Source organism: Mesorhizobium sp. B2-7-3, assembly GCF_006440715.1.
GTDB classification, from domain to species: domain Bacteria; phylum Pseudomonadota; class Alphaproteobacteria; order Rhizobiales; family Rhizobiaceae; genus Mesorhizobium; species Mesorhizobium australicum.
The window spans coordinates 61,939-84,098 of sequence record NZ_VFTY01000010.1; the positions used below are offsets into that span (position 1 = coordinate 61,939).

The following is a 22,160-nucleotide window of genomic DNA, read 5'->3' on the forward strand; positions in this document are numbered from 1 at the left end:
CCAGCGCATCGCGCTCGACGGCGGCAACGATATCAAGGCGCAACTTCTGGCATTGGGCGCGGCCGGCGAGAAAGCTTTCAAGCAACTTAAGGCGGCGGTCGACAAGGCGAATTTCGACAAGTTCACAGCGAGCCTTTCGAAGGCGCGAACTGACCTCGCAACCGTCGGCAAGAACCTGGCCCTGCTGGGTACTGGACTCGCGGCGGCGGCCGGCGGCGCTGGTGCGGCAGTGCTGGGGCTCGCCAAGTCCGGATCCGAAGCGGCCGACGCTGCCGGTAAAGCGGCACAGAAAACCGGCTTGCAGATCGATGCTTATGGAAAGCTCGAATTTGCGGCCAGCCAAGCCGATGTCGGTAACGAGCAATTCGTCTCTGGCATGTCGAAGTTGAACAAGGCGATTGCGGAAGCGGCGGCGCTGGGCACCAAGGCGGCAACCGCTATCAATCAGACTGGCGTGGAGGTGATCCGCTTCGGCGCCAAGGCCAAGGATGCTGCGACTTCGGCAAAGCCGGTTGCCGACATCTTCACGCGGCTGGGCGTCAACATCAGAGACGCGAACGGCAAGCTGAAGACCAACGAACAGATTTTGCTCGACGTCGCCGACGCCTTCGCCAAGCTGCCAGACGGCGCGCTGAAATCGGCTCTGGCAATCGAGTTGTTCGGCAAGGCTGGCGCGGAATTGCTGCCGTTTCTCAATGCCGGCAAGAAAGGTCTGATCGATCTCGGCAAGGAAGCCAAAGCCCTGGGAATAGTCTTCAGTCCCGAACAGGTCGCGGTCGCGGAAGATTTCAACGATACGCTGGCATCGCTCGGCAAGTCGATCAAGGGCACGCGCATTCAACTCGGGCTGCTGTTCGCGCCGCTGTTCACCACGCTTGCAGCGGGGCTGCGCGACGAGATCAACAAAAATCGAGACGCCATCGTCGGTTTCGGGCAGCGGGTGGCCAGCCTCACCGCTGGCGTGCTCGGGGATCTTCTACACCTCCTGAGCGGCAACTCGCAAAACATCAAAAGCCCTTGGATCCGCGAGTGGTCGGCAGCAATCATCCAGTTCGGCAATGATGTCGCGGGCGTTTTCAATGGCCTGGTGTTGCCTGCCTTCAAGTTGCTTCGTGAGGGCGCACAATTCGTCGCCGATCAAATCAACCGAGTTTTCGGCACCGACATAACAGCCGGTGAGCTTGCGCTTGGCGCTGCCGTGCTATCGGCCGTCGGCGCCTTCGCCGCGCTCGGGTCGACCATCGCGGCTGTTGTGGCGGGCATCGGGTTCCTGGCCGGTCTTGTCGGCGGAATTCCGTTGGCCATTGCTGCGGCTGCGGTCGGGGCTGGCATCGCCATAGGCGTGTTCTGGGCCGATATTCAGGCCGGCGCCGCCGCTGCGTGGCAGTTCATCACCGAAGGCGCTAGCGCGGCCTGGGAGGCGATCGTACAGGGCGCGTCTGACTTGTGGGCGCAGATCGTCAATGCCTTCCAGGGGGGCCAGCAACAGGCCGTGGATGCCTTCAACGGCATTGTCGAATCTATCGTCTCAGCCTGGAACGGCCTTGTCGATCGCCTGGGATCGATCGCGCAACAGATCGTTGACACCATCGCCAACTGGTTTGGCACCTTGCCGCAACGGATCACTGCAGTCTTCAACAGCCTGGTTAGCATCGCCAGCAGCGTGCTCAGTCGCGTCTCGTCGCTGGTCGACAGCATCGTCTCGAAGATCCAGGCGGCGATCAGCGCTGCGAAACAGCTTGTCGGCCTTGGCGGTTCGTCCGGATCTGGTGGCGATTCCTCGTCCGGATTTGCATCTGGCGGCTTCGCCAGCGGCCCGGGCGGCCCGAAGGGCGACAAGATCCCGGCATGGCTGTCGGATGGCGAGGCGATCACTCAGACACCGGCTGTGAATTACTATGGGCGCGGCTTCTTCGCTGCACTCAACGACATGCGCATTCCACGAGAAAACCTGATGAACGCTCTTCGCGGCTTGCGCGGCTTCAGCCTCGGCGGCTTTGCTGACAGCTTCAATCGCTCGATGGCAATGCCGAGCTTTGCTGGCGGCGGTTTCGCGGACGTGAAGCTCGCGCCTGCCTCCGGCTTCTCCGGCAAGACCGTGAACGTAAGGCTTCAATACGGCACGAGCCCGCAGGATGTCATAGACCTGATCGGGCAGTTTGATCCTGTGCAGCGGCTTCAGCAGTTCGCCCTCAGTGAAGCGACGGCCAGCGCCGGCCGCAGGCCAGGTAGGAGATGAAAATGTCTGACAAGGAAACGCCAGAGAGATGGTGGGCGCCGCCGGCCGAGCACGTCGCGCGCGTCGAGCAGAACCGCCAGGACTTCATGAAGCAGTTCGGCGACTTCGAAGCGGCGGCATGTGATGGCTTCTGGCTGGGCAGCTCGCCAGATGGCCAATACCTTGCGCTCCAGTTCGATCGGCCGGACGGAACCATTGAGCGGATCGCGATCCATTGGCAGAACGTCGATTCGTTCTTCACCGAGCTTGCCGGAGCGATCGAATACGTGGGGACGCGACAACTCGCCAACGTCAAGCCGGGCGGGTCCGCATGAAGCCGGCGCTCGCCCTCATTGCCTCTTGCGCCATCGTGTTGGCGCTGGCGTGGCCGTTCTAACGGTTGCGCTTCGGTCTTTTGTCCGGCGGCATCCACCAATCAGGCGGATCATATTCCTTTGGGCGTCTAATGAACCCGCCACCGAGACTCGGGACAAGTTGGGGGAGCAAAGAGCGTTCAATCTGGTCTTTGCTGATCGTAAATGTCAGATCGGCGTAAGCATTTGCCTTGTCTGGCGGGGAACGATTGGGTGGTGCCACCACTACCAGTCTCTTTTCCTTGAACCGTTCCTTAAACACCCGCGCAGTGGCCGCTTGATCGGAATCGGCGCTTACTAGGAATGCCCAATCATAAATGTCATCAATCCCGTCCATAATCAAAGAAAGCGCTACGTTGATGTCGGATTGCTTCTCAGAGTGCCGGCCAAGTTCTTCGTTAAAGATGTAGTGCCCTTCGATAACCTGGACGCCGCTCGCGATTTGAGCATTGTTAAACGTTCTGTGGCGTCCGATTGTGTCGGCTCTGTGCATCTGCATAGCTGTGCAAAGCACCACCTTTTGAAGAGCCAGATCGTGGGGAGCACATAGCAGTTCAGACAGTCGCCAGAGGTTACACCATTTGAGAAACGGCTCGCTCATTTCACGAATAGGATGATACAAATTGAAGCCGTCGATGTATGCGGCCGCCCGGTTTGCAACCTTCCCCCCTTGATTTTCCCCCACGGTTCCCTTACCTTTTTGGCAACAACGTCCCGCTGTTTTCAGCGGAACAGCCCCAGCGCGAGGCCTCGGCCGGTGTCTGGGGTTTCTTTTTATCTCGCGATTCGTGAACTTGGCAAACGCCCGCTGACCTGCCCAGTCTTTAAGTCGGCTTATCGACTAGCGGCCTTTTGCGCTTCGGCGGCACTCGCGTAGATTCCCGATCGGAACATTAGCGTCATCTAACGGTTCTACCTATGCGATGTGTTCCCCGGACCCTATGATCGGCAAAGAGCGATGGCAGTGGTGTTGGCTTTTGATTTCGTCCATTTTCTCGGGTTGACCGGGGACGAACTGCTAGTCGACGTCCTATCGGTCGCAGCGTGCTTGCTGCTTTTTGATACTGTGGCGCCCCGCCGCCCATATCGATAGGAAGCGGCGTCGCGGTCGCGTCCGGGCAGGATCGCAGCCCAGGTGATCGTCATCTCGAAGTCGGCCGGCTAACCGATCCAGACAAAGCAGCCCGCTGGGCTACGCCCGGCAGCTTTTTAGTGTTCTGGTCGGGAACAGCTCGACCAGTCGCAAGTTTCGGCGAAGGCGGCGGCGCGTCCGGGTCTTTCGCGACGCTGGCCGGCCCGCGCTCTACAGTGGGGTGGGGTGCGGGCCTCAATGGAACATAAGTCAGAGACAAAGGTTCGGGAGCCAGCCGCCCACTCCGGCGGCTCTCCACTTCTGTCAGCTGCCCGCTGGCTCCGGCCGGCGGGCATTTTGTGCGCATGTGGGAACTTGGTATTTCTCGGCAAGTTCGAAACGTGGCAGCTCGCGGGGAAAGCGGGCCCGGTCAGGGGGGACATCCTGACCAGCAGCGGGGCCCGTACTGCCAGGAGGCGGGCCCACGGGGTGGCGGGCGTTCTGCATCTCGTTTATCATCGTCCTTCATGGGGATACTTCGACCACGGCAGAAGCCAAAAAAAGCTTACCCGAACAGCGACCGCTTCTCCGAAGACGGCCAGCATCTTTACAGCGCGTATGCGCCAGCAGCAGCCCGCAAAGCGGCGCGTCGCAGGTATGCCAGGACTGGATCGGCGGGTCTCATCGCTGCAGCAATTGTGCTGGCGGCCATTTGGTGGTTCGTCTAGCTGGTCAGCTTTCTCCACTTGGGGACGATGATCGCCTCGGACTGTCAATTAGCGGAACCTCAACGTTCACTGTTGAGCTTTATCGCTCCATCTTTAAAAATCATTGGCGCGGATATTCATCGATGCGCGGAGCGTCGTTCGATATGGCGCTTCCGCATAGACAATAAGTTCAACTTCGAACTCGACAGGAACGATCTCCGGCGCGTCGTTGTGGAAAGTGATGTAGACCGTGACGTCGGCAAAGGGTGGCGGTCCGTTGCGATCCTCCCACCCAGGAATGCGCACGATGCCCTTGAGTGTTCCCATCCTTGTGTCCCGCTCTACCGGCGTTCCGGAAATCGAAACCTTCGACATCGCCATCCCAGCTGCAAATTGGTTTTCGTCCATGCGCACGGCTAAAACGTCAGACGGAAACCGATTCCAATTTACTACGTGAAGAACCGCATCCTCGAGGCTGTTGATGACGTGAGCGGCGCTTAGGGTTGCGGGCGCGTAGCCCAGGGCAAATTCCGTCTGTCTACGCTGCTCCCGTAACTGACCCAACAACGGCCGGACTGCGATCGCCGCCGCGATGGCGGCCATCCATCCGCTCGCTGCGCCGATCCATTCTCTGGCGCATATCGCGCCACCTTCTCCGTCACGGCAAATGGTCGAATAGTCTGGCCAGATCCTTGAAAGCAGCAGGGCGGCCACGGCGACGGCGGCAAAGCCCGCTGGGACACGCCAGCCTAAATCGTCGTTCCTCTGCGTCATGTGAAAGGCATAGCACGAGCGGCTGCTTGAAAGCTTAGTCGAAAATCTAAAATCCGCGCAGGCCGCCCTTCGGTGGCTGGAAGGATAAGCGGAACCTAATATCTCCCGGCGGCTTATGCCCCGATGAGCACTCGCGGCGCCAATTTCCTCGACCGGTGGATGGCAGAGCATCTGCCAAATGCGATCACGGACGATCCGATCGCGGCGAGCGACCTCGCCGACGAGGCAATGCGGGCGGCCGAGCGCGAGGGCATCGACCCGGCGGAGATCACCGACGAAGTCGGCAGCGTCTTCGAAGTCATTCTGGAGGCGATGCAGCACCGCGATGGCAGCTTGGCCGACTGACTCGCGCCCATCATGGATTTCCGTCCTCGCTGGATTTCCGCTTTGGAAATGCGATCACCTTCGCCTCAGGCTCTGGCTCCAGCGGCTCATGACCGGGCCGCTCATGCCAGAAGACTTGCCGCAGATCGCGTTGGTCGACCCGCTGACCGCAGTGCGGGCACTTGTAGAAGTGCAGATGCTCTTCAATGTGCCTCCCTCCATGCAATTTGCCGGGAATCGGGGGGCCAAGGTCAGATAGCTTCGTCATGCGGGTGGCAACATCCGGCCACGCCAAACGTTCCGGAACTATTTTAGCTAAAGCTTATTGAATCGACGGTGGTCGTGAGTGAGTTGATGCGTCTGAAGTTTGTTAAGCCAATGGAGCCCGAACTGGTCGATACCCCGCCACAAGGCGATGAGTGGATCCATGAGATAAAATTCGATGGGTACAGGACCCAGGTCATCAAGGATGACGACGGGATTCGGCTGATCACCAAAAACGGCTATGACTGGACCGGCCGCTATATCCAGCTTGCCGGCGAAGCAGCAGCGATCGAAGCGAAAGACTTCATCATCGACGGCGAGGCGATCACCATCAACGAAGCCGGCCTGTCTGACTTCCATGCAATGCAGTCAGCCGTCACCAGCCGAACGCCATCTCGCGACCTCTATCTGGTGGCGTTCGACCTCCTGCACCTCAATGGTCACGATTTGCGCGACATGCCGGTGGAAGACCGCCGCGACATTCTCCAGGCATTGATCCCGACCGGCGGCCGCATCCAGTTCAGCGAAGCAATGCCGGGGACCGGCGATGCCGTTTATCACCTTGTCGACCAAGCCGGCCTGGAGGGCATGGTTTCAAAGCGCAAGGACAGTACATACCGCAGCGGGCCGACGATGAACTGGCGCAAGATCAAGTGCTATGCCGAAAAGGAAATGGACATCATTGGCGTGCAGCGTGAGGCGGGGAAACCCGCGATGGTGCTCATGGCCGACAAAGGCCGCTATGCCGGTGGCGCCTTCGTCACTGTCAAGGCTCACAAACGGCAAGCGTTATGGGATCGCGTGCAGGGGAAGGTCGGCGGACCTGTTCCAAAGGGGCTTAAGAGCGACAAGGCAGAATGGCTGAAGCCGGGTCTGGTCGGCCGCGTGCGGTTCCTGAAGGGCGAGGAGAAGCTACGTCACGCCAAGCTGCTCGATTTCCGGGATAAGCAATAGCCAACGCTTGCCTGCCGTCAGGAAGGCGGAGGCTGTCGGCGAGGGCGGCGCGATCGAGTAGCCGTCCCGAAGTAGACTCTTGCCTTTCGGGTCCCTATCTCTGGTGCATGTGCGGACGCGTATTCGTAAAGACCACAATCCCCGACATGGTTCGTCGGTTCGAATTCGCCCATCCCGGCGAGGTCGAACGGCTCGGCAACAGCTTCCCGCTGTGGAACGGCGCACCCAGCCTGACCTATCCGATCATCATCCGTGAAGAGCTCTCGACCAGCATGGCCGGCTTCGTTTCGGCGCGCTGGGGCTTGGTCCCCGGTTGGGCTCGCGACGGTGGCGGGCGCCCGCCACCTGTCAACGCCCGCTGCGAGACCATCGCCAGCAATGGCTTGTTCCGCAAGGCTTACAATTCGCGCCGCTGCCTGGTGCCCGTCGACGGCTATTTCGAATGGCAGAAGCTGGACGCGTCGGGCAAGAAAAAGCAGCCCTACGCCATCGCGATGAAGTCTGATGAGCCCTTCGCCATGGCGGGCATCTGGGAAGAGTATGCCGACAAGGTCACCGGCGAACTGGTGCGGACCTTTGCCATTGCCACCTGCGAGCCGAATTCGCTTATGGCGACCATCCACGACCGCATGCCGGTGATCCTGGCGCCGGCCAACTACATGCGCTGGCTTGGGCCGGAGCAAGACCCTCGCGATCTGATGAAGCCTTTCCCGTCCGATCTGATGAAGATGTGGCCGATCGACAGCAAGGTCGGTTCGCCGCGCAACAACACGCCCGATATCATCGACGAGATCGGTCGCGGGCCTACTGATCTGTTTGAGGTCTAGGTTCTGCCGTTCGTGAGGTGCGTCTCGATCTTGCTGAGCGCCTTCCGAATGACGTCGACCGCCTGCAAATTGAGTGCGAAATCGAAATTACCTTCGGCCGTCTCGAAAATCAGGACGCCGACCTTCGTTTCGTCGTCCCGCAGCATGCCGATGCCAATTCCGGTGGGCATATACGGTGGTCTATCTGCCATGGGTTTCCTCCTTCAGAGATAGCGTTCGCCGTCGCCTCGGTGCTCGAAACAGAACCAATGCGGCTCGTGGCGAGGCCGAGCAAAGCCGAACCCTCCGTGCTTCGCGCAACCCGTGTGCTCGCACATGTGCCATAAAACTCTGGCGCGCTCGCGCGGCGCTGGTGTTATGCCGTCGGGAAGCCTGATCGGTTCGTCGCTCATCGCCGAAAGATTCCACAAGACGGCTTGACGGGCAAGGAATTTGTTCCTTTTTTGTTCTGATGGCCCACGAACCCATCGACACGCTAGGCAAGGCGACCCGGCACAATATTAATGCGCTTCACCGATCGCAGTCGGAGAGACGACGATGAAAGATATTCCTGGGATCGGCAAGGTGTTGCTAATATACAGCACCCCGACTGCTTCTCAATCGGTCTCGCGCGGAACGGCTTCCATCGGGCCACCCGTTAGCGTCAAAATGACAGCGAACAATGCGAGACGGCGAAAATGGACAAGCGGCAAAATACGAGAACCATCGAGATGTGCTGTCTTATAGCCGTGCCAGTGTCACTGCTCCTCACTGTGATATTCGCTGGAATGGTCATTGGCTGAACTGGTACGGCCTCTCGGACTGTCAATTAGCGGAACCTAACGTCACTGTGAGCTTTATCGCTGCATGAGTACGCGCGGCACGAACTTCCTCGACCAGTGGATCCGGTCCAACGTTCCGACGACAGTCGGTGCGGACGTCATCTCAGTCGCCGAGCTGACACAAAAGCTTTTCGCCGATGCCAAAACGCTCGGCATCAGCAGCACTGAGATCGAGGAAGACACCGGCAGCGTCTATGAGACGGTCCTTGATGCGATCGTCCACCACAATGCCGGGTTGGCCGACTGACTGGCCCGCTCACATCGGCAGGTCAGTTGGAATTCGGATTGGATCGGCGACATCGAAGCCGACCGCTCGCGGTTCGCATCAGCAGCAGGCGACATGCGCTCAGTGTCGGCTATCCCACCTTGGGTGCATGTCAGCCCTTCGCTCACGGGCTGTCCCGGAAACAGCCTGAGGAACTCTGGACGTAAGCCGTCACCTCGTGTCGCCGCAATCTTACGGAACTCCCAGAGTCCAAACATTGGCGAATTCTCCCTTAAAATCTGTGCGGGAGTCTGACGTCGGCGTTACTACACGCCACCCGTTCCTTGCCTTGCTCATGTCACACCGGGGCCTTGAGTAACGTCGTCAGCGCTGTGACCACCTGAGCCATGAAAAAGGGTTTGTGGATCATGATGCTATTCGACACTCCCCCACGTGAAGCAGCGGGGTCGGCGGTGACGTAGACGACTGCAATCTTGGGATTTCCCAGCCGAGCGTATCGGGCAACTTCCCAGCCCCGCTGTTTTCCTGGCCCGAGATGAATATCCGTGACGAGAGCGCCGATTTGCGATGGTTGGCCGTCGAAAACCATCATTGCAATTTCGGCATTGCTGGCGAGGAGCACTTCGAAGCCCGCTGAGGCGAGTGCGAATTCAAGGTCAAGCAATATGACCGGCTCGTCTTCGGCAACCAGGACTTTGCAGCCATGCATCGTGGACCGTCCGTTGAGCGTTGGCGCGCGAATCCTTTCCAACAATGAACGGACGGGTATGTTCCAGCCACCGATGGCAAATGATCGCGAAGGTGTTGCCAGCACCGCGATGGCAGCTTGGCCGATTGACGATAGGGCTTGCCAACCATGTCGAGAAAAGGAATATAATCCTCTCTGTTGCGGCGACCCTTCAACGAAACGGAGATCGCCAATGGCCAGGTCCAAACCATCAAAACAGCTTTCCCAAGCTGAAATCGAGCGCTTTCTCGTCGCGGCGGAAGCGCTGCACAAGAGCATCATAGAGCCGTTTATATCACCACACTGTGAGCATTACCGCGCCACGCGAACCCTGCATGAGGCGCTGTTGAAGTCAGTGCGGGAAGTGACGGGGAAGGAAGTCGAGTTCATCCAGTGGAACACCACCGGACCGGTGCGGCCGGCGCCTTCTTCGTCAAGGAGTTGCTAATGTAGGAACTTGACCTCTGGTCGCGACCATGGTCCTCTTTTCGGTGGGGGCAGCATGCCGACACTGAGAGATCCACAATACCGCGCGTTTGCACGCCGTGAGCTTTATAGACGGCAGGGCGGGAGGTGTGTTTACTGCAACCGCGAGTTCACCAAGAGCGGCCCAACCCGAATGACCATCGAGCACCGGAAGGCCAAGATGAAGGGTGGCAAGGATGACCTTAAGAACCTCGCCGCCGCCTGCTGGCACTGCAACCATCACCGTGGTGAGCAGATGAACGAGACCAAGCAGCGCAAAGAGGCAATGGCAAAGGCGATCTAAAAGCCGAAGTCGGGGCCGTTACCCGGCTACAGCGTGACCTATGGCGATTCCTAGGCCGATTGCGAAGCCCAGCACCAAGTTCGCTGCCATCTTCAGGGCAAACGCGCTGTAGCGGCTCCCCTGGCTGTTCTGAGGGGCTTTCAGGGCGCTGGCGATATCATCAAAAGCATGGTCCATGCCTAGAATCTAGATCGGAACCGGGCAAATGTGAATCCCCGGTTTGTTCTCAGCGCCCGCCTGAGCCGTCAGCTTTTTAACAACTGCAGTAACGGTTGATTCAACCATTGCTGGTATTTATCCCAGAGTGTGGTGGCGGCTCCGACAGTGCATGGGGATGCTGGGTTGCCGAAGCCGCCTGCGCAGTCCGGGTTGGGATCTGACCGCGCTGTCTCAGAATAGGACAGCGCGGTCAACGATCCGTTAATTGCGATTCCCCGGCAGAGCGGGCATTAGCCGTGGAGCATCAACGCATCGTGGTGATTTGCTGGCGCCTGTGTTGGCGTGTTCGAAACACGAAGGATGCTCACCTAAGACGCTGGATGATCGCGCTTCCAACTTCGTCGTAAGACCCCGACACCAGCCGAACCCGACCGCGCTTGTCGAGTTCTTTCAAAACGTCGGACCACACCATGACGGCGAGTGAAGCGAAGTTTTCGACCTTCGCCACGCATTCCATCATCATGTCGTCGAAGCCTTCCAAGGCCTCTAATGTCATCGCATCTGCATGGATTGCGCGAAAAGGCGTCATCCCACCGTCCTCTCGATCGTGACTTTCTTCCCGCGTGAAAGAGCGACAAGCAGTCCGAGAATGATGTCGCCGAACACCCACAGCCAAAGCAGCATGCCAACCGCAAGTGTCCCGCCGATCGCAGTGCCAGCCTGTCCGGCTGCATCTGTTGTGGCTTGGTAGTGCTCGCTGGAAAGCTTGATGGCGTAGAATATCCAGAGCCCCATCAGCGCGTTGAAGGCCAGGAACATCCACCAGAAAATCATTCCGAAGAAACCGCGCTTACGTTTCTCGATGCGCTCTATATGCGGCATAGTGTAATCCCCCCTGTTTATTTCCCCGGCCAACAATTGCGCAAACAAGGCGCGCACGCAAGCAGGCTCCCCGAAGGGAGCGGCTTGTCGATTTCAGCCGTTGCCGACGATACCGCCGGATGCCTGGGGATTGCGCAGTCTCACGCCAGCGCCGCCACCGTTCTCCGGGATGAACTGGACGCCGGCTGCTTCCAGCGCAGTGCGGATGGCATCAACTGTTCTTTCCTTCAGTTCCTCGCCAGCTTCGAATCGGGAAATCGTAGCCTGCGCCACCTTCGCGATGGCGGCCAAATCCCTCACACCCAGACCTAGCGCAACCCGCGCCATCTTGCATTGAATTGGCAGCATTATAACCCTGTTATCATTTCAGATTGACGTTATCACGGCGTCACGTTAAAAGAACAGTGTAGTCTTTTTATAAACACAGGAGCAATCCACATGCCGAAACTGACGTTTCCGGCGGCCGGCGAAGCTATGCCCGCTGCTGAGGAAATGCACATCATCACCGGAAGGTTTTCCCGCCGGCTCATCCTGGCCGGGCTTGCCTCTCTGCCGGCCATAGCTGGCGCTACAGCGGCGTTACCGGCACCGCTGGCCCTTCTGATCACACCGCCGACACTGCCGACCAGGGAAAGCGCTCATGCCAAACTTGGGCGCCTCGAAGCCCTGTTAGACACGCTGCCGCCAGAAATCGCCGCCGCCTATCGTGCGCAACTGTACGGGTGGATTGACCATATTGCATGGATGCATGAGAGCGGCGCGCCTCGCGCTGAAATTCACGCCTACATTCGCAGCATGAGGTACAACGATGAAGTCTTCGATCGATTCAAGGCGGCATTGTCGGGGACGACGCTATGAATGCGCCTGTCAGCCTTCTCAAGCCATACGGGATGCCTGCCGGGGTAGATCCCCGGACATGGCGGCAAGCCGTCGAGAAGCAGCTTAACGACCTCCTAGACCGCGCCATGAGCCTCATTACGGCGCTCGACCTGATGGAAGCCGACTGCGACCTGGAGGACGGCGCGGATGCCGAACCGTGGCTTGGCTGGTGTACGCTCGGCCCGCAGACCGTCAGTAGTGGCTTCCATGAGGGCAGGGGCAGCCCTTACGACGATCGCGAACTGGACAACAGCGACGACGAGGACGACGGCACGATGGAGCCGACACTAGGCGCGCCGAACCGCCACCACAATCAAGAGCATTGGGCGGCTGGAGCCCGTGGCGACCATGAGCGGGAGGTTTGCGTCGACCGCGAGCAGCCCGACCACTATTAACCAGAAACAGGTTGATTGATTTGGCCCGGCGGCTTCGGCTTCCGGGCCTCAAGGCTCCGAGGACACCTCGTACCCGCATTCGCGGCACTTGAACAAATGGTTTTTTTCGCCGCTCACTTGATTGCTCAAAGGCTCCTTTTTTGCCCGCAATATCCAGCAGCGCGGGCATTGCGGGGATTCCTCAATGAGGGGGTGAAATCTATGAATGCGAGCAGCCGCAGAGGCAGCGTAGTCCAAGGCAGATTTAAGCTTTGCCCCCGTTTCATCGTGAAGCGCGAGCTTGCGCCGTAATGCTCCGGCCCGCCTTTCCTCGGCGAAAGCCAACTCGCCGGCCTCGTGCGTGAGCGTCTCCCTAAAATCGACCATCAACCCCTAGAGCCCGAAAGAGAACACCTGGGGACTGCTCACAATCGCCGCGCAAACGATAGCGGTTTTCATTGGAAGCCCTCTTTGTTAGCAAAAGCTAATAAGAAGTTAACGCTACGTAAGATCATCGTCAATTGTAGAATCGGCCCGCGAAGCCCCGTCATGGGTCCTACACACGAACGATTTCTGAGGAGACGTGGCCCCAGCCTAATTGCAGGGCGGCTTCTGCGACGCGTCTTATATTAGCAAGAAACGATATGTTAACGGCTGTGACGCACCCTTCCACATCACGGGACGGGAAAACCACCTCCCTCATCGACGTTACAACGCGCGCTCTGGACGCCGGAAAACGCTCGACCAATGCGGAGCAAAACGCATGAGTGTCGTCGGAACAGCTCTCGAACAATTGCTGCGGTTGATTTATCGCCGAGCCCTTAAAATAGCGGCGTTTCCGGAGGATGAAAGGGATTCACACTACGATCTCATCCGTCTGTCATGTTGCGCGGCCGCCGAGCACATTGGGCAAAGCCCTGACGAGGCAGCCGTAACGGCCAACGACATGGTTCAGTTTGTTCGCGCACTGGTCGGAATCATTGAGGTGGGCGGCGGATCAGTCCAAGAGCGAAGCGGCGATCGGCCTATGCCGACGCGGCATTTTGGTAGCCGAGAGAACAGCACTAGGCGCATCTAGCATCTTCGTATGGACCTGCCGGCAAACGCGCGATTCTGGATGAATATTGGCCAAATCTTGGACAAGAGCCGAAAGAAAACAGCTAAGTGCTTGAAAAACCTGGTACGCCCAAGGGGAATCGAACCCCTGTTACCGCCGTGAAAGGGCGGTGTCCTAACCGCTAGACGATGGGCGCGCTCAGACGAAGCGGCTTATACTGGCGTTGCGCGCAACCGGCAACCCGTTAGGTGCCGCCTTGGACAACTTTTTTCCAGCCTGCCAAATCAGCGTTTTCGCGGGGGCGGAAGAGCTTGCGATTTGCGGTGACGTCAGGCGCCCCGGCATCCTCGGGTGTCCGCGATGGAGCTTCGCTCCTGCTCTGCCGGTGGATGACGAAGTCGGGGACTTCCGCTGGCAGGCTCCAGCCTGCCAAATCGCCGCTAGCCGTCGTCACCGCCGCTGCGCCGGCGGCAGCGCCAGTTCCAGTCACGCTCGGGGCCGACGTCGACATGAACCGATTCGGTGTGGCAGTAGGTGCCGACGCCGCCGCGGCCGGGCATGGTCCTGATGTAATTCGCAAGCTCCCACTTGGAGACGCCGGGCACCTGGATGTCGGCGGCGGCGCAATACATGTGCAGCGAATTCTTGGCGCCGTTGGCGCGACGGTTGCGGGCCGGATCGCGATAGCCCGAGGTCACCATCATCTTGCGGCCGTAATGGCCTTCGATCGTCTTCAGCACGCGCACAAGGGACGGCTTCAAGCAGGCCACGTCGACGCTCTCATTCTGCTTCAAGAGACCGTTGGGCGCGAGCCGAGCCATGCCGGCGGCGGAGGCAACCTGATAGGAGCCGCCCGAGCCTTCGTCCTCGTTGAGGTCGACGTCGCTTTCATCGTCGAGGCCGGATTTGCGCTTGATCTCGAACAGGGCCGTCTGGCGCACGCCGGGCAAGGCGTCACTGCCGGTGATGTGACCGGCATCGCCGCCGAGTGAAGCCAGTTGCAGTGGCTTCTGCGTGGAATCAGCAGAGGCAAATGTGATGATCGGTTTTGCCGCGGCCGGGGCAGGCTTAGGCTGCACGGCAGGCTGTTCGCCCGATCGGGTGTTGACCAGCGGAGCAGGCGTCGCCGAAGCCGGGGTGGCGCCAAACATCGAGGCCAGGAAGCCTTTTTTCTTCGGCGCGTCGGCTTGCGGCGCCTCGCCGGCGGTCACGTACACCGGATTGTTCATCACCGGTGCCGCGGCTGGCGTCGGCGCCGTCGCGGCGGCATCGGCGGCGGCGATCTTCTGGGCGACCGCGTCTGTCTGCCGCGCCGTCTGTACCGGCTGCTGCAAGGACTGCGGTGTCTGTCCCGCGATCGTTTCCGCGCCGGCCGGTATGGTGAGCGGGAAAGTGGCCCCAGGCTTGGCAATCGGTACGTAAGCAACCTTTTCGGGGAGTGCCGTGTCGCTTTCGCTCATCACGGTCGTCTGCTCTGTCGCCACTTGCGACGACGAATCAGCGGCGAGAGGCTTGCCCGCGGAGGCGGCGTGGAGGTCCGATTCGGAAGCATTATAGCCGGGCATTCCAACCGACATTGTCGGATCGCCAGCCGATGTGCAGGAGGCCAGAAGTATGGAGCAGAGCGCTGCCACAATGGCGCGGCGTTCTCCCTTTGCGAGGCTCCATCCTGCTGATTTCAAAGTCAAATTCCCCCTCGGTGTCCGATCGGTATATACCTGGCGCCGACTGGTATGTCCGCGTCAGGTGGACCTTTGTCTCCGATCCGGAAACGAGACCTGTGTCAAATCAGCAAGCCTGTAAGTATTTTTGCAGCGATTGCCGAATTGCGGCCGCTTGATGGTTGACGACACCATTTCGCCCGCTTTTGCGGGGGCGTCAACTCACCAGACATTACAGTCCGTTACACACGCACCTTGACATAGGTCCCGGGAGCATCGCCCAAGGTTTTCATATGCTTGCCGGGTTTGCGGGCAGGCACACGGGTGTTGTCCTTGGCCTCTATCCAGCCTTGCCAGTGCGGCCACCAGGATCCCGGATGGTCGGTGGCGGAGGCTATCCACTGGTCGAAGTCGCCCTTCGGCGGACCGCCGGTCCAGTACTGATATTTGTTGGATGCGGGCGGATTGACGACGCCAGCTATATGGCCCGATCCCGCCATCACGTACTCGACCGGGCCGCCGAAATATTTCGAGCCAAGGAAGACGGACAGAGCCGGCGCGATGTGATCTTCCCGGGAGGCGAGATTGTAGACCGGAATAGTGACATCGCCGAGCGAGATCGTGTGGCCCGCCAGTTCCATCGTGCCGCGCGAGAGGTTGTTCTCGAGATAGCAGTTGCGCAGGTAGAAGGAGTGGTTGGCCGCCGCCATGCGGGTCGAATCGGCGTTCCAGTAGAGCAGGTCGAAGGGCAGGGGGTCCTTGCCGCGCATGTAGTTGTTGACAACATAGGGCCAGATCAGGTCACCCGAGCGCAGCATGTTGAAGGCGGTCGCCATCTTGGTGCCGTCGAGATAGCCCTTTTCGTTCATCGACTTTTCCACCGCCGCGACCTGTTCCTCGTCGACGAACACTTTCAGATCGCCGGCATGGGTGAAGTCGACCTGTGTGGTGAAGAAGGTCGCCGACTTGATGCGGTCGTCGCCTTCCCCAGCCATCAGCGCCAAGGCCGCCGCCAGCAACGTGCCACCGACGCAGTAGCCTATAGCATTGACGTCGCGCTCGCCGGTCGCCTTCTCGATCGTGTCGAGGCCGTATTGCAGGCCTTCCCTGATATACGCTTCCCAGTTCTTGGCGCCGTGGCGTTCATCCGGATTGATCCAGGAGATGACGAAAACGGTGTGACCTTGCTCGATCGCCCAGCGGATGAAGGATTTCTGCGGGTTGAGGTCGAGTATATAGAACTTATTGATCCAAGGCGGGCAGATCAGCAGCGGGCGCTTCAGCACCGTCTCGGTCGCCGCATCATACTGGATGATCTCGGCGACATCGCTGCGGCCGACCACCTTGCCGGGCGTGGTGGCGATGTTCCTGCCGATCTCGAAGGGTGAATAGTCAGCCTGACGCAGTTTGAGGTCGCCTTTGCCGGCGGCGATGTCCTCAGCCAGCATCTTCATGCCGCGCACCAGGTTTTCGCCGTTGGAGGCGACGGTTTCGCGAAACAGTTCGGGATTGGTCAGGATGAAATTGGACGGCGAGATGGCGTTGGATACTTGCTTGACGTAGAAGCTCGCCTTGTGGCGGGTATGCTCGTCCAGGCCTTCGGCATGGTCGACCAGTTCGGACGCCCAGCGCGAGGTGACCAGATAGGCCTGTTTCAAGAAGTCGAAGAAGGCGTTGCGGCCCCATTCCGGGTCCTGGAACCGCTTGTCGCCGCGCTCCGGCTTGACGGCATCGTCGGCGCCCTCGGCATTGGGGCTGACGCGCTGGATGGCGTTCGCCCAAACCGTCATGTAGCCAGCGAACAGCCGCGTCTGCGCTTCGAGCGCCCGCTGCGGATCGGCGAGCCAGTATTCGCTGAGCTTGGAGAAGGTCTTGACCATGTCGACCACCGGCTCGGCGACTTGGTCGCGCACCTCACCTTTTTCGCGCGGTTCGGCCCACGCGGAAGCCGCCTTGCCAGCCTGCTCGATCATCCGCGCCATGTTCAGCGCGAAGCGTTCCGGGTCCTTCACCAGATATTGCTCGACCGTCGAAGGTCCGCCATCTTCCGCTTTGCCCGAATCGGGTGTTTTGGACATGGTTCGCGGGGTTCCTCCGGAAGCGTTTTCTTGACATATTAACATGGGACATCCGACAGGGTCCAATCTCGCTCTACCCCGGCTGCCAAGGAAACAATATGACGATTAAGTTTGGCGAGACTGTTTTTTTCGGTGCCGGCCACTTTTGCCGCATCAGCGCGGCCCTCATGCTCCTGGCCGTTGCCGGATGCTCGAGCACGAATACCAGCGGTCCGGTGCCGATGGCCACCGACGCGGGCCCGAAGGACACCGGCACCTTTCCGAACCTCAACATCCCGCCGCAGGTGGCGGCGAAACAATTCACCGAGGCCGAGAAGAAAGCCAAGCTCGCCCAGTTGAAGGCCGACGAGAACGGGCAGGGCGCCAAGGGCGGCGGCGCGGCCGTCACCAACCAGGCGGCGCTGACCGATCTCGCCAAGAAACATGGTCCGCAGACCCTGAAGCAGATCGAAGGCAAATGCGACCCCGCCCTCGACCCTACCTGCAAATGAGTATATAGCGCGCGCCCAACGCTCCCTTGCTGTCTGGAACTGCCATGGAAGAATTTCACAAGGTCCGCCGGCTTCCGCCTTACGTGTTCGAGCAGGTCAACCGGCTCAAGGCGAGCGCCCGTTCGCGGGGCGCCGACATCGTCGACCTCGGCATGGGCAACCCGGACCTGCCGACGCCCAAGGCCATCGTCGACAAATTGTGCGAGGTCGTGCGCGATCCGCGCACGCACCGCTATTCCTCGTCGCGCGGGATTCCCGGTTTGCGCCGCGCCCAGGCAAACTACTATGCCCGCCGCTTCGGCGTGAAGCTCAACCCCGACACCCAGGTGGTGGCCACGCTCGGTTCGAAGGAAGGCTTCGCCAACATGGCGCAGGCGATCACCGCGCCCGGCGACGTGATCCTGTGCCCCAACCCGACCTATCCGATCCATGCCTTCGGCTTCATCATGTCGGGCGGGGTCATCCGCTCGCTGCAAGTCGAGCCCGATGACGGCTTCATTCCGGCGCTCGAGCGCGGCGTCCGCCATTCGATCCCGAAGCCGCTGGCGCTGATCCTCAACTATCCATCGAACCCGACGGCACTGGTCGCCTCGCTCGATTTCTACAAGGACGTGGTGGCCTTCGCCAAGAAGAACGACATCATCATCCTGTCCGATCTCGCCTATTCGGAAATCTACTTCGACGGCAATCCGCCGCCTTCCGTGCTGCAGGTGCCGGGCGCCATCGACGTGTGCGTCGAGTTCACCTCGATGTCGAAGACCTTCTCCATGCCCGGCTGGCGCATGGGCTTCGCTGTCGGAAACGAACGGCTGATCTCGGCGCTGACCCGGGTCAAATCCTATCTCGACTACGGTGCCTTCACGCCGATCCAGGTGGCGGCGGCGCACGCGCTCAATGGCGACGGCGCCGATATCGCCGAGGTGCGCGACATCTATCGCAAACGCCGCGACGTGATGGTCGATGCGTTCGGCCGCGCGGGATGGACCATTCCGGCCCCCGCGGCCTCGATGTTCGCCTGGGCGCCGATCCCTGAGCCGTTCCGTCATCTGGGCTCGCTCGAATTCTCCAAGCTGCTCATCGAGCACGCCGATGTGGCGGTGGCGCCCGGTGTCGGCTTCGGCGAACATGGCGACGATTTCGTGCGCGTAGCACTGGTCGAGAACGAACACCGGATTCGCCAGGCGGCACGCAACATCAAGCGCTTCCTGTCGGCCAGCGCCAAGCAGCCCAACAATGTGGTGCCGCTGTCCGCCCACCGGTAAATACAAATTCGATCTTATTTGAGGGGCGTCGCCTTCCATGGCTGAAGCACTGCGTGTTGGAATTGCTGGACTTGGCACGGTCGGTGCATCGGTGGCGCGCGTGTTGCGCGACAAGGCGGCGGAACTGACCCGCCAATGCGGGCGCGACATCATCGTGTCGGCGATTTCCGCACGCGACCGGAAACGCGAGCGTGGCATCGATCTGAGCTCCGCGAATTGGTTCGACGATCCGGTCAAGATGGCGCAGACCGCCGAGATCGACGTGTTCGTCGAGCTGATCGGCGGCGATGAGGGGTCGGCGCGCGCCTCTGTGAAGGCCGCGCTCGAAGCCGGCCGCCATGTCGTCACCGCCAACAAGGCGCTGCTTGCCAAGCATGGCGTGGCGCTTGCCGAAATCGCTGAAAAGAAGGGCGTGCTGCTCAATTACGAGGCCGCGGTGGCAGGCGGCATCCCGGTCATCAAGACGATGCGCGAGGCGATGGCCGGCAATTCCGTCACTCGTGTCTTCGGCATCCTCAACGGCACCTGCAACTATATCCTGACCCGCATGGAGGCCGAGGGCGTCTCCTTCGACGTCGTGCTGAAGGACGCGCAGCGGCTGGGTTATGCCGAAGCCGACCCGACCTTCGACATCGAGGGCCATGACACCGCGCACAAGCTGTCGATCCTGACCAGCCTTGCCTTCGGCACCAAAATCGCCGCCAACGACATCTACATGGAAGGCATTTCTAACATTACCCAGGCCGACATCCGTGCCGCCGGCGATCTCGGCTACCGGATCAAGCTGCTCGGCGTCGCCCAGCGCACCGAAAGCGGCATCGAGCAGCGTGTGCACCCAACCATGGTGCCGACTGCTTCGGTCATCGCGCAGGTGCATGGTGTCACCAACGCGGTGGCGATCGAGACCGATATCCTGGGCGAGTTGCTGCTCTCGGGCCCCGGCGCCGGCGGCAATGCCACCGCCTCGGCGGTCATCGGCGACATCGCCGACATCGCCAAGAGCCGGCCCGGCTTCCAGCATGGTCCCGTCTTCGGCCGGCCGGCGAAGGAGCTGAGACCGTATAAGAAGGCGCAGATGCGCAGCCATGCCGGCGGCTACTTCATCCGGCTGACCGTGCACGACCGCATCGGCGTGTTCGCGGCGATCGCCAAGCGCATGGCCGACAACGATATTTCGCTGGAATCGATCGTCCAGCATGCGGTCAGCGGCGAGGCGGCGGCGCAGAAGACGGTGATCCTCGTCACCCACGAGACTACCGAGGCCGCCGTGCGCAAGGCTGTCGACGGCATTACCAAGGACGGCCATCTGACCGACAAGCCACAGGTCATCCGCATCGAGCGGGCAGGGTAGCAGGCAGCCTCGTTGCCGTGGGCATAACCACCGGCGGTGTATCTCGGTTCGGTGAGGACGTCCCGCTGCCGCCGGAACGAATTGGCGTCGGTACCGTTCTCTTGGTCAGCAACCAAGGGAGCCGCTTCATGGCCGACACCAACAAATCCGACGCCCCTGACATCGGCGACATCCAGAAGACGCTGGAAAAGCAGATCGCCGACCTGCGCAAGGAGATCACCAAGATCAACAAGAGCATTTCGCAGCGCAGCGCGGAAATGCTCGATGATGCCAGTGAGCAAGCATCGGATTTCTACGATACTGCCGCTTCCCGCGCCTCGCGGACAGCGCAGCAGTTGCGCAGCCAGGCCCAGTCCGTTTCGGAAGTCGCGCGTGAAAATCCGGGCACGACGACCGCCGTGGTTGGCGTGATCGGCCTGCTCGGGTTTCTGGCCGGGATTGCCGTCGGCCAGTCGATGAACGACACCTCGCGCCGCTGGTATTGACCGCGCCGATATTGAGCCGGCAATGCCGGCTCATTTCTCCGTTTCAGCAAGTCATTTAAGGAGGGCATTATGGCTTCGTCCGTGTTAATCGGCATCCTGATCACATTTCTCGTCATCATTCTCGTTCTCTACCTGGTGCAGCGGCTGCCGCTTGATGCCAGGATGAGGCAGATCGTCCAGGTCATCGTCATCATCATCGGCATTATTTCGCTGCTCAAATACCTCGCGGTTTTCTAGGACCACGAAGACGGCAATTTCTGTTTCGTGCCGGCTCGGTTCATCTCAAACCGGGCCGGCATTGTTTTCAAAAATTCGGTTCAATCGATTGATATTGCTATCCTTTCGATAAACCATCCGGCAGGTCTTGCCGTTGTCATGGTCGTTTGACAAAACAAGCACGCCTCTTGGCGGGAGGCGGCATCAAACGAGGATTTGTCGAATGAATGTGGCCCAGAACATCGTCGCCGGCCTTGACCGGATACTCACCATGGAACTGGTGCGCGTCACCGAACGGGCCGCGGTCGCGGCCGCCAGGCTGCGCGGCCGCGGCGACGAAAAGGCTGCCGACCAGGTCGCCGTCGATGCCATGCGTGAGGAGCTCAACCGCCTCGCGATCAAGGGCACGGTGGTGATCGGCGAGGGCGAGCGGGACGAGGCGCCGATGCTCTATATCGGCGAGGAGGTCGGGACCGGCAAAGGGCCCGCGGTCGATATCGCGCTTGATCCGCTCGAAGGCACGACGATCTGCGCCAAGAACCTGCCGAACGCGCTCGCCGTGATCGCGATCGCCGAGAAGGGCAGCCTGCTGTTCGCGCCCGACGTCTACATGGACAAGATCGCGGTCGGTCCCGGTTACGCCGACGGAGTCATCGATATCGACGCCTCGCCGGCCGAAAACGTCGCCAGCCTTGCGCGAGCGAAGGGCGTTGCTGTGTCCGACATCACGGCCTGCATTCTCGACCGTCCGCGCCACGCCAAGCTGATCGATGCCGTGCGCGCCACGGGCGCCGCGATCCGGCTGATCGGCGACGGCGACGTCGCCGGCGTCATCCACACCACGGACGCGGAAGAAACCGGCATCGATATCTATCTCGGCACCGGGGGCGCGCCGGAAGGCGTGCTGGCCGCTGCGGCGTTGCGCTGCACCGGCGGCCAGATGCAAGGCAGGCTGATCCTTGATACGCCGGAAAAGGTCGCACGTGCCGCAAAGATGGGCATTTCCAATCCGAAGCGGATCTATCAAGCGGAAGACATGGCGCGCGGCGACGTGCTGTTTGCGGCCACCGGTGTCACCGATGGCAACATGCTGGCTGGCGTCAAGTTCGGCCGCACATACATCACCACCCACACGATCGTGCTGCGATCGTCATCGCGGACCGTGCGCGAGATCAAGGCCAGGCACCAGGATATGGATAAGTTCTAGA

Annotated in this window: 26 protein-coding genes and 1 tRNA gene; 17 read left to right on the forward strand and 10 right to left on the reverse strand. The window is 60.4% G+C overall.

Features of this window, described 5'->3' with window-relative positions:
• Nucleotides 1-52 precede the first annotated feature (52 nt).
• Nucleotides 53-2,239 carry a hypothetical protein gene (locus tag FJW04_RS21955; protein ID WP_140716676.1) on the forward strand — a complete coding sequence of 729 codons (2,187 nt, stop codon included), beginning with the start codon at nucleotides 53-55 and terminating at the stop codon, nucleotides 2,237-2,239.
• 2 nt (nucleotides 2,240-2,241) lie between these two features.
• Nucleotides 2,242-2,553 (forward strand): hypothetical protein, encoded by a 312-nt coding sequence (locus FJW04_RS21960; RefSeq protein ID WP_140716678.1) that lies wholly within the window; start codon nucleotides 2,242-2,244, stop codon nucleotides 2,551-2,553.
• A 58-nt stretch (nucleotides 2,554-2,611) separates the two neighbouring features.
• Here FJW04_RS21960 and FJW04_RS21965 read toward each other — a convergent pair whose 3' ends face one another.
• Together FJW04_RS21965 and FJW04_RS21970 are read right to left on the reverse strand one after the other, a co-directional pair.
• Nucleotides 2,612-3,277, reverse strand: coding sequence for an NYN domain-containing protein (locus FJW04_RS21965; protein ID WP_181173025.1), 666 nt, complete (start codon nucleotides 3,275-3,277; stop codon nucleotides 2,612-2,614).
• Between the two features lie 1,208 nt (nucleotides 3,278-4,485).
• Nucleotides 4,486-5,145 (reverse strand): hypothetical protein, encoded by a 660-nt coding sequence (locus FJW04_RS21970; protein WP_140716682.1) that lies wholly within the window; start codon nucleotides 5,143-5,145, stop codon nucleotides 4,486-4,488.
• A 123-nt stretch (nucleotides 5,146-5,268) separates the two neighbouring features.
• Here FJW04_RS21970 and FJW04_RS21975 point away from each other — a divergent pair, with 123 nt between their 5' ends.
• From FJW04_RS21975 to FJW04_RS21990, 3 genes are all read left to right on the forward strand, one after another.
• On the forward strand, nucleotides 5,269-5,490 hold the full coding sequence (locus FJW04_RS21975; protein ID WP_140716684.1) for a DUF768 domain-containing protein: 222 nt from the start codon (nucleotides 5,269-5,271) through the stop codon (nucleotides 5,488-5,490).
• 333 nt (nucleotides 5,491-5,823) lie between these two features.
• A complete protein-coding gene (locus FJW04_RS21985; RefSeq protein WP_140716688.1) occupies nucleotides 5,824-6,687 on the forward strand; it encodes an RNA ligase family protein in 864 nt (287 codons plus the stop codon).
• 107 nt (nucleotides 6,688-6,794) lie between these two features.
• On the forward strand, nucleotides 6,795-7,514 hold the full coding sequence (locus FJW04_RS21990) for an SOS response-associated peptidase (RefSeq protein ID WP_140716690.1): 720 nt from the start codon (nucleotides 6,795-6,797) through the stop codon (nucleotides 7,512-7,514).
• On the opposite strand, the gene FJW04_RS21995 is transcribed toward FJW04_RS21990, so the two are convergent.
• Nucleotides 7,511-7,705 carry a hypothetical protein gene (locus tag FJW04_RS21995; protein ID WP_140716692.1) on the reverse strand — a complete coding sequence of 65 codons (195 nt, stop codon included), beginning with the start codon at nucleotides 7,703-7,705 and terminating at the stop codon, nucleotides 7,511-7,513. The two genes, FJW04_RS21990 and FJW04_RS21995, sit on opposite strands and share 4 nt — an antisense overlap.
• Nucleotides 7,706-8,360: 655 nt before the next feature.
• Here FJW04_RS21995 and FJW04_RS22005 point away from each other — a divergent pair.
• Nucleotides 8,361-8,582 carry a DUF768 domain-containing protein gene (locus FJW04_RS22005; protein ID WP_140716696.1) on the forward strand — a complete coding sequence of 74 codons (222 nt, stop codon included), beginning with the start codon at nucleotides 8,361-8,363 and terminating at the stop codon, nucleotides 8,580-8,582.
• 316 nt (nucleotides 8,583-8,898) lie between these two features.
• On the opposite strand, the gene FJW04_RS30445 is transcribed toward FJW04_RS22005, so the two are convergent.
• Nucleotides 8,899-9,495 (reverse strand): hypothetical protein, encoded by a 597-nt coding sequence (locus FJW04_RS30445; protein WP_224598859.1) that lies wholly within the window; start codon nucleotides 9,493-9,495, stop codon nucleotides 8,899-8,901.
• On the opposite strand from FJW04_RS30445, the gene FJW04_RS22015 reads away from it, so the two are divergent.
• Nucleotides 9,482-9,736: a hypothetical protein gene (locus FJW04_RS22015; RefSeq protein ID WP_140716698.1), complete on the forward strand. Its 255-nt coding sequence runs from the start codon at nucleotides 9,482-9,484 to the stop codon at nucleotides 9,734-9,736. The two genes, FJW04_RS30445 and FJW04_RS22015, sit on opposite strands and share 14 nt — an antisense overlap.
• Nucleotides 9,737-9,790: 54 nt before the next feature.
• Nucleotides 9,791-10,057, forward strand: a complete 267-nt coding sequence (locus tag FJW04_RS30610; protein ID WP_140716700.1) for an HNH endonuclease signature motif containing protein — start codon at nucleotides 9,791-9,793, stop codon at nucleotides 10,055-10,057.
• 523 nt (nucleotides 10,058-10,580) lie between these two features.
• On the opposite strand, the gene FJW04_RS22025 is transcribed toward FJW04_RS30610, so the two are convergent.
• From FJW04_RS22025 to FJW04_RS22035, 3 genes are read right to left on the reverse strand one after another with little or no spacing between them, the layout of a single operon-like run.
• Nucleotides 10,581-10,805, reverse strand: coding sequence for a hypothetical protein (locus FJW04_RS22025; protein ID WP_140716702.1), 225 nt, complete (start codon nucleotides 10,803-10,805; stop codon nucleotides 10,581-10,583).
• Nucleotides 10,802-11,155, reverse strand: coding sequence for a hypothetical protein (locus FJW04_RS22030; protein ID WP_140716703.1), 354 nt, complete (start codon nucleotides 11,153-11,155; stop codon nucleotides 10,802-10,804). The genes FJW04_RS22025 and FJW04_RS22030 overlap by 4 nt, the downstream gene beginning before the upstream one ends.
• 36 nt (nucleotides 11,156-11,191) lie before the next feature.
• On the reverse strand, nucleotides 11,192-11,425 hold the full coding sequence (locus FJW04_RS22035; RefSeq protein WP_210241314.1) for a transcriptional regulator: 234 nt from the start codon (nucleotides 11,423-11,425) through the stop codon (nucleotides 11,192-11,194).
• Between the two features lie 111 nt (nucleotides 11,426-11,536).
• Between FJW04_RS22035 and FJW04_RS22040 the strand changes: the two genes are divergently transcribed.
• From FJW04_RS22040 to FJW04_RS22050, 3 genes are all read left to right on the forward strand, one after another.
• A complete protein-coding gene (locus tag FJW04_RS22040; protein ID WP_140716708.1) occupies nucleotides 11,537-11,956 on the forward strand; it encodes a hypothetical protein in 420 nt (139 codons plus the stop codon).
• Nucleotides 11,957-12,063: 107 nt separating this feature from the next.
• Nucleotides 12,064-12,372, forward strand: coding sequence for a hypothetical protein (locus FJW04_RS22045; protein ID WP_140716710.1), 309 nt, complete (start codon nucleotides 12,064-12,066; stop codon nucleotides 12,370-12,372).
• Nucleotides 12,373-13,114: 742 nt separating this feature from the next.
• Nucleotides 13,115-13,429: a hypothetical protein gene (locus tag FJW04_RS22050; protein ID WP_140716712.1), complete on the forward strand. Its 315-nt coding sequence runs from the start codon at nucleotides 13,115-13,117 to the stop codon at nucleotides 13,427-13,429.
• 100 nt (nucleotides 13,430-13,529) lie between these two features.
• Here the strand turns inward: FJW04_RS22050 and FJW04_RS22055 are convergent.
• The 3 genes from FJW04_RS22055 to phaC form a co-directional block, all read right to left on the reverse strand.
• Nucleotides 13,530-13,604: transfer RNA gene (locus FJW04_RS22055), tRNA-Glu, on the reverse strand.
• A gap of 244 nt (nucleotides 13,605-13,848) precedes the next feature.
• On the reverse strand, nucleotides 13,849-15,096 hold the full coding sequence (locus tag FJW04_RS22060) for a YcbK family protein (protein WP_140716714.1): 1,248 nt from the start codon (nucleotides 15,094-15,096) through the stop codon (nucleotides 13,849-13,851).
• Between the two features lie 215 nt (nucleotides 15,097-15,311).
• Nucleotides 15,312-17,147: a class I poly(R)-hydroxyalkanoic acid synthase gene (gene phaC, locus FJW04_RS22065; RefSeq protein ID WP_140716716.1), complete on the reverse strand. Its 1,836-nt coding sequence runs from the start codon at nucleotides 17,145-17,147 to the stop codon at nucleotides 15,312-15,314.
• Between the two features lie 98 nt (nucleotides 17,148-17,245).
• Here phaC and FJW04_RS22070 point away from each other — a divergent pair, with 98 nt between their 5' ends.
• The 6 genes from FJW04_RS22070 to glpX all read left to right on the forward strand — a co-directional run bounded on the left by FJW04_RS22070 (nucleotide 17,246) and on the right by glpX (nucleotide 22,159).
• A complete protein-coding gene (locus tag FJW04_RS22070) occupies nucleotides 17,246-17,638 on the forward strand; it encodes a hypothetical protein (RefSeq protein WP_015317567.1) in 393 nt (130 codons plus the stop codon).
• Nucleotides 17,639-17,682: 44 nt separating this feature from the next.
• Complete coding sequence (locus FJW04_RS22075; RefSeq protein ID WP_140716718.1) at nucleotides 17,683-18,900, forward strand: LL-diaminopimelate aminotransferase; 1,218 nt, start codon at nucleotides 17,683-17,685, stop codon at nucleotides 18,898-18,900.
• Nucleotides 18,901-18,937: 37 nt separating this feature from the next.
• Complete coding sequence (locus FJW04_RS22080) at nucleotides 18,938-20,251, forward strand: homoserine dehydrogenase (RefSeq protein ID WP_015317569.1); 1,314 nt, start codon at nucleotides 18,938-18,940, stop codon at nucleotides 20,249-20,251.
• Nucleotides 20,252-20,379: 128 nt separating this feature from the next.
• A complete protein-coding gene (locus FJW04_RS22085) occupies nucleotides 20,380-20,736 on the forward strand; it encodes a hypothetical protein (protein ID WP_015317570.1) in 357 nt (118 codons plus the stop codon).
• Between the two features lie 69 nt (nucleotides 20,737-20,805).
• Complete coding sequence (locus tag FJW04_RS22090) at nucleotides 20,806-20,973, forward strand: Thivi_2564 family membrane protein (protein ID WP_015317571.1); 168 nt, start codon at nucleotides 20,806-20,808, stop codon at nucleotides 20,971-20,973.
• A gap of 202 nt (nucleotides 20,974-21,175) precedes the next feature.
• Entirely contained in the window at nucleotides 21,176-22,159 is a 984-nt protein-coding gene (gene glpX / locus FJW04_RS22095) for a class II fructose-bisphosphatase (RefSeq protein WP_015317572.1), read from the forward strand.
• The last annotated feature ends 1 nt before the right edge of the window (nucleotide 22,160 follow it).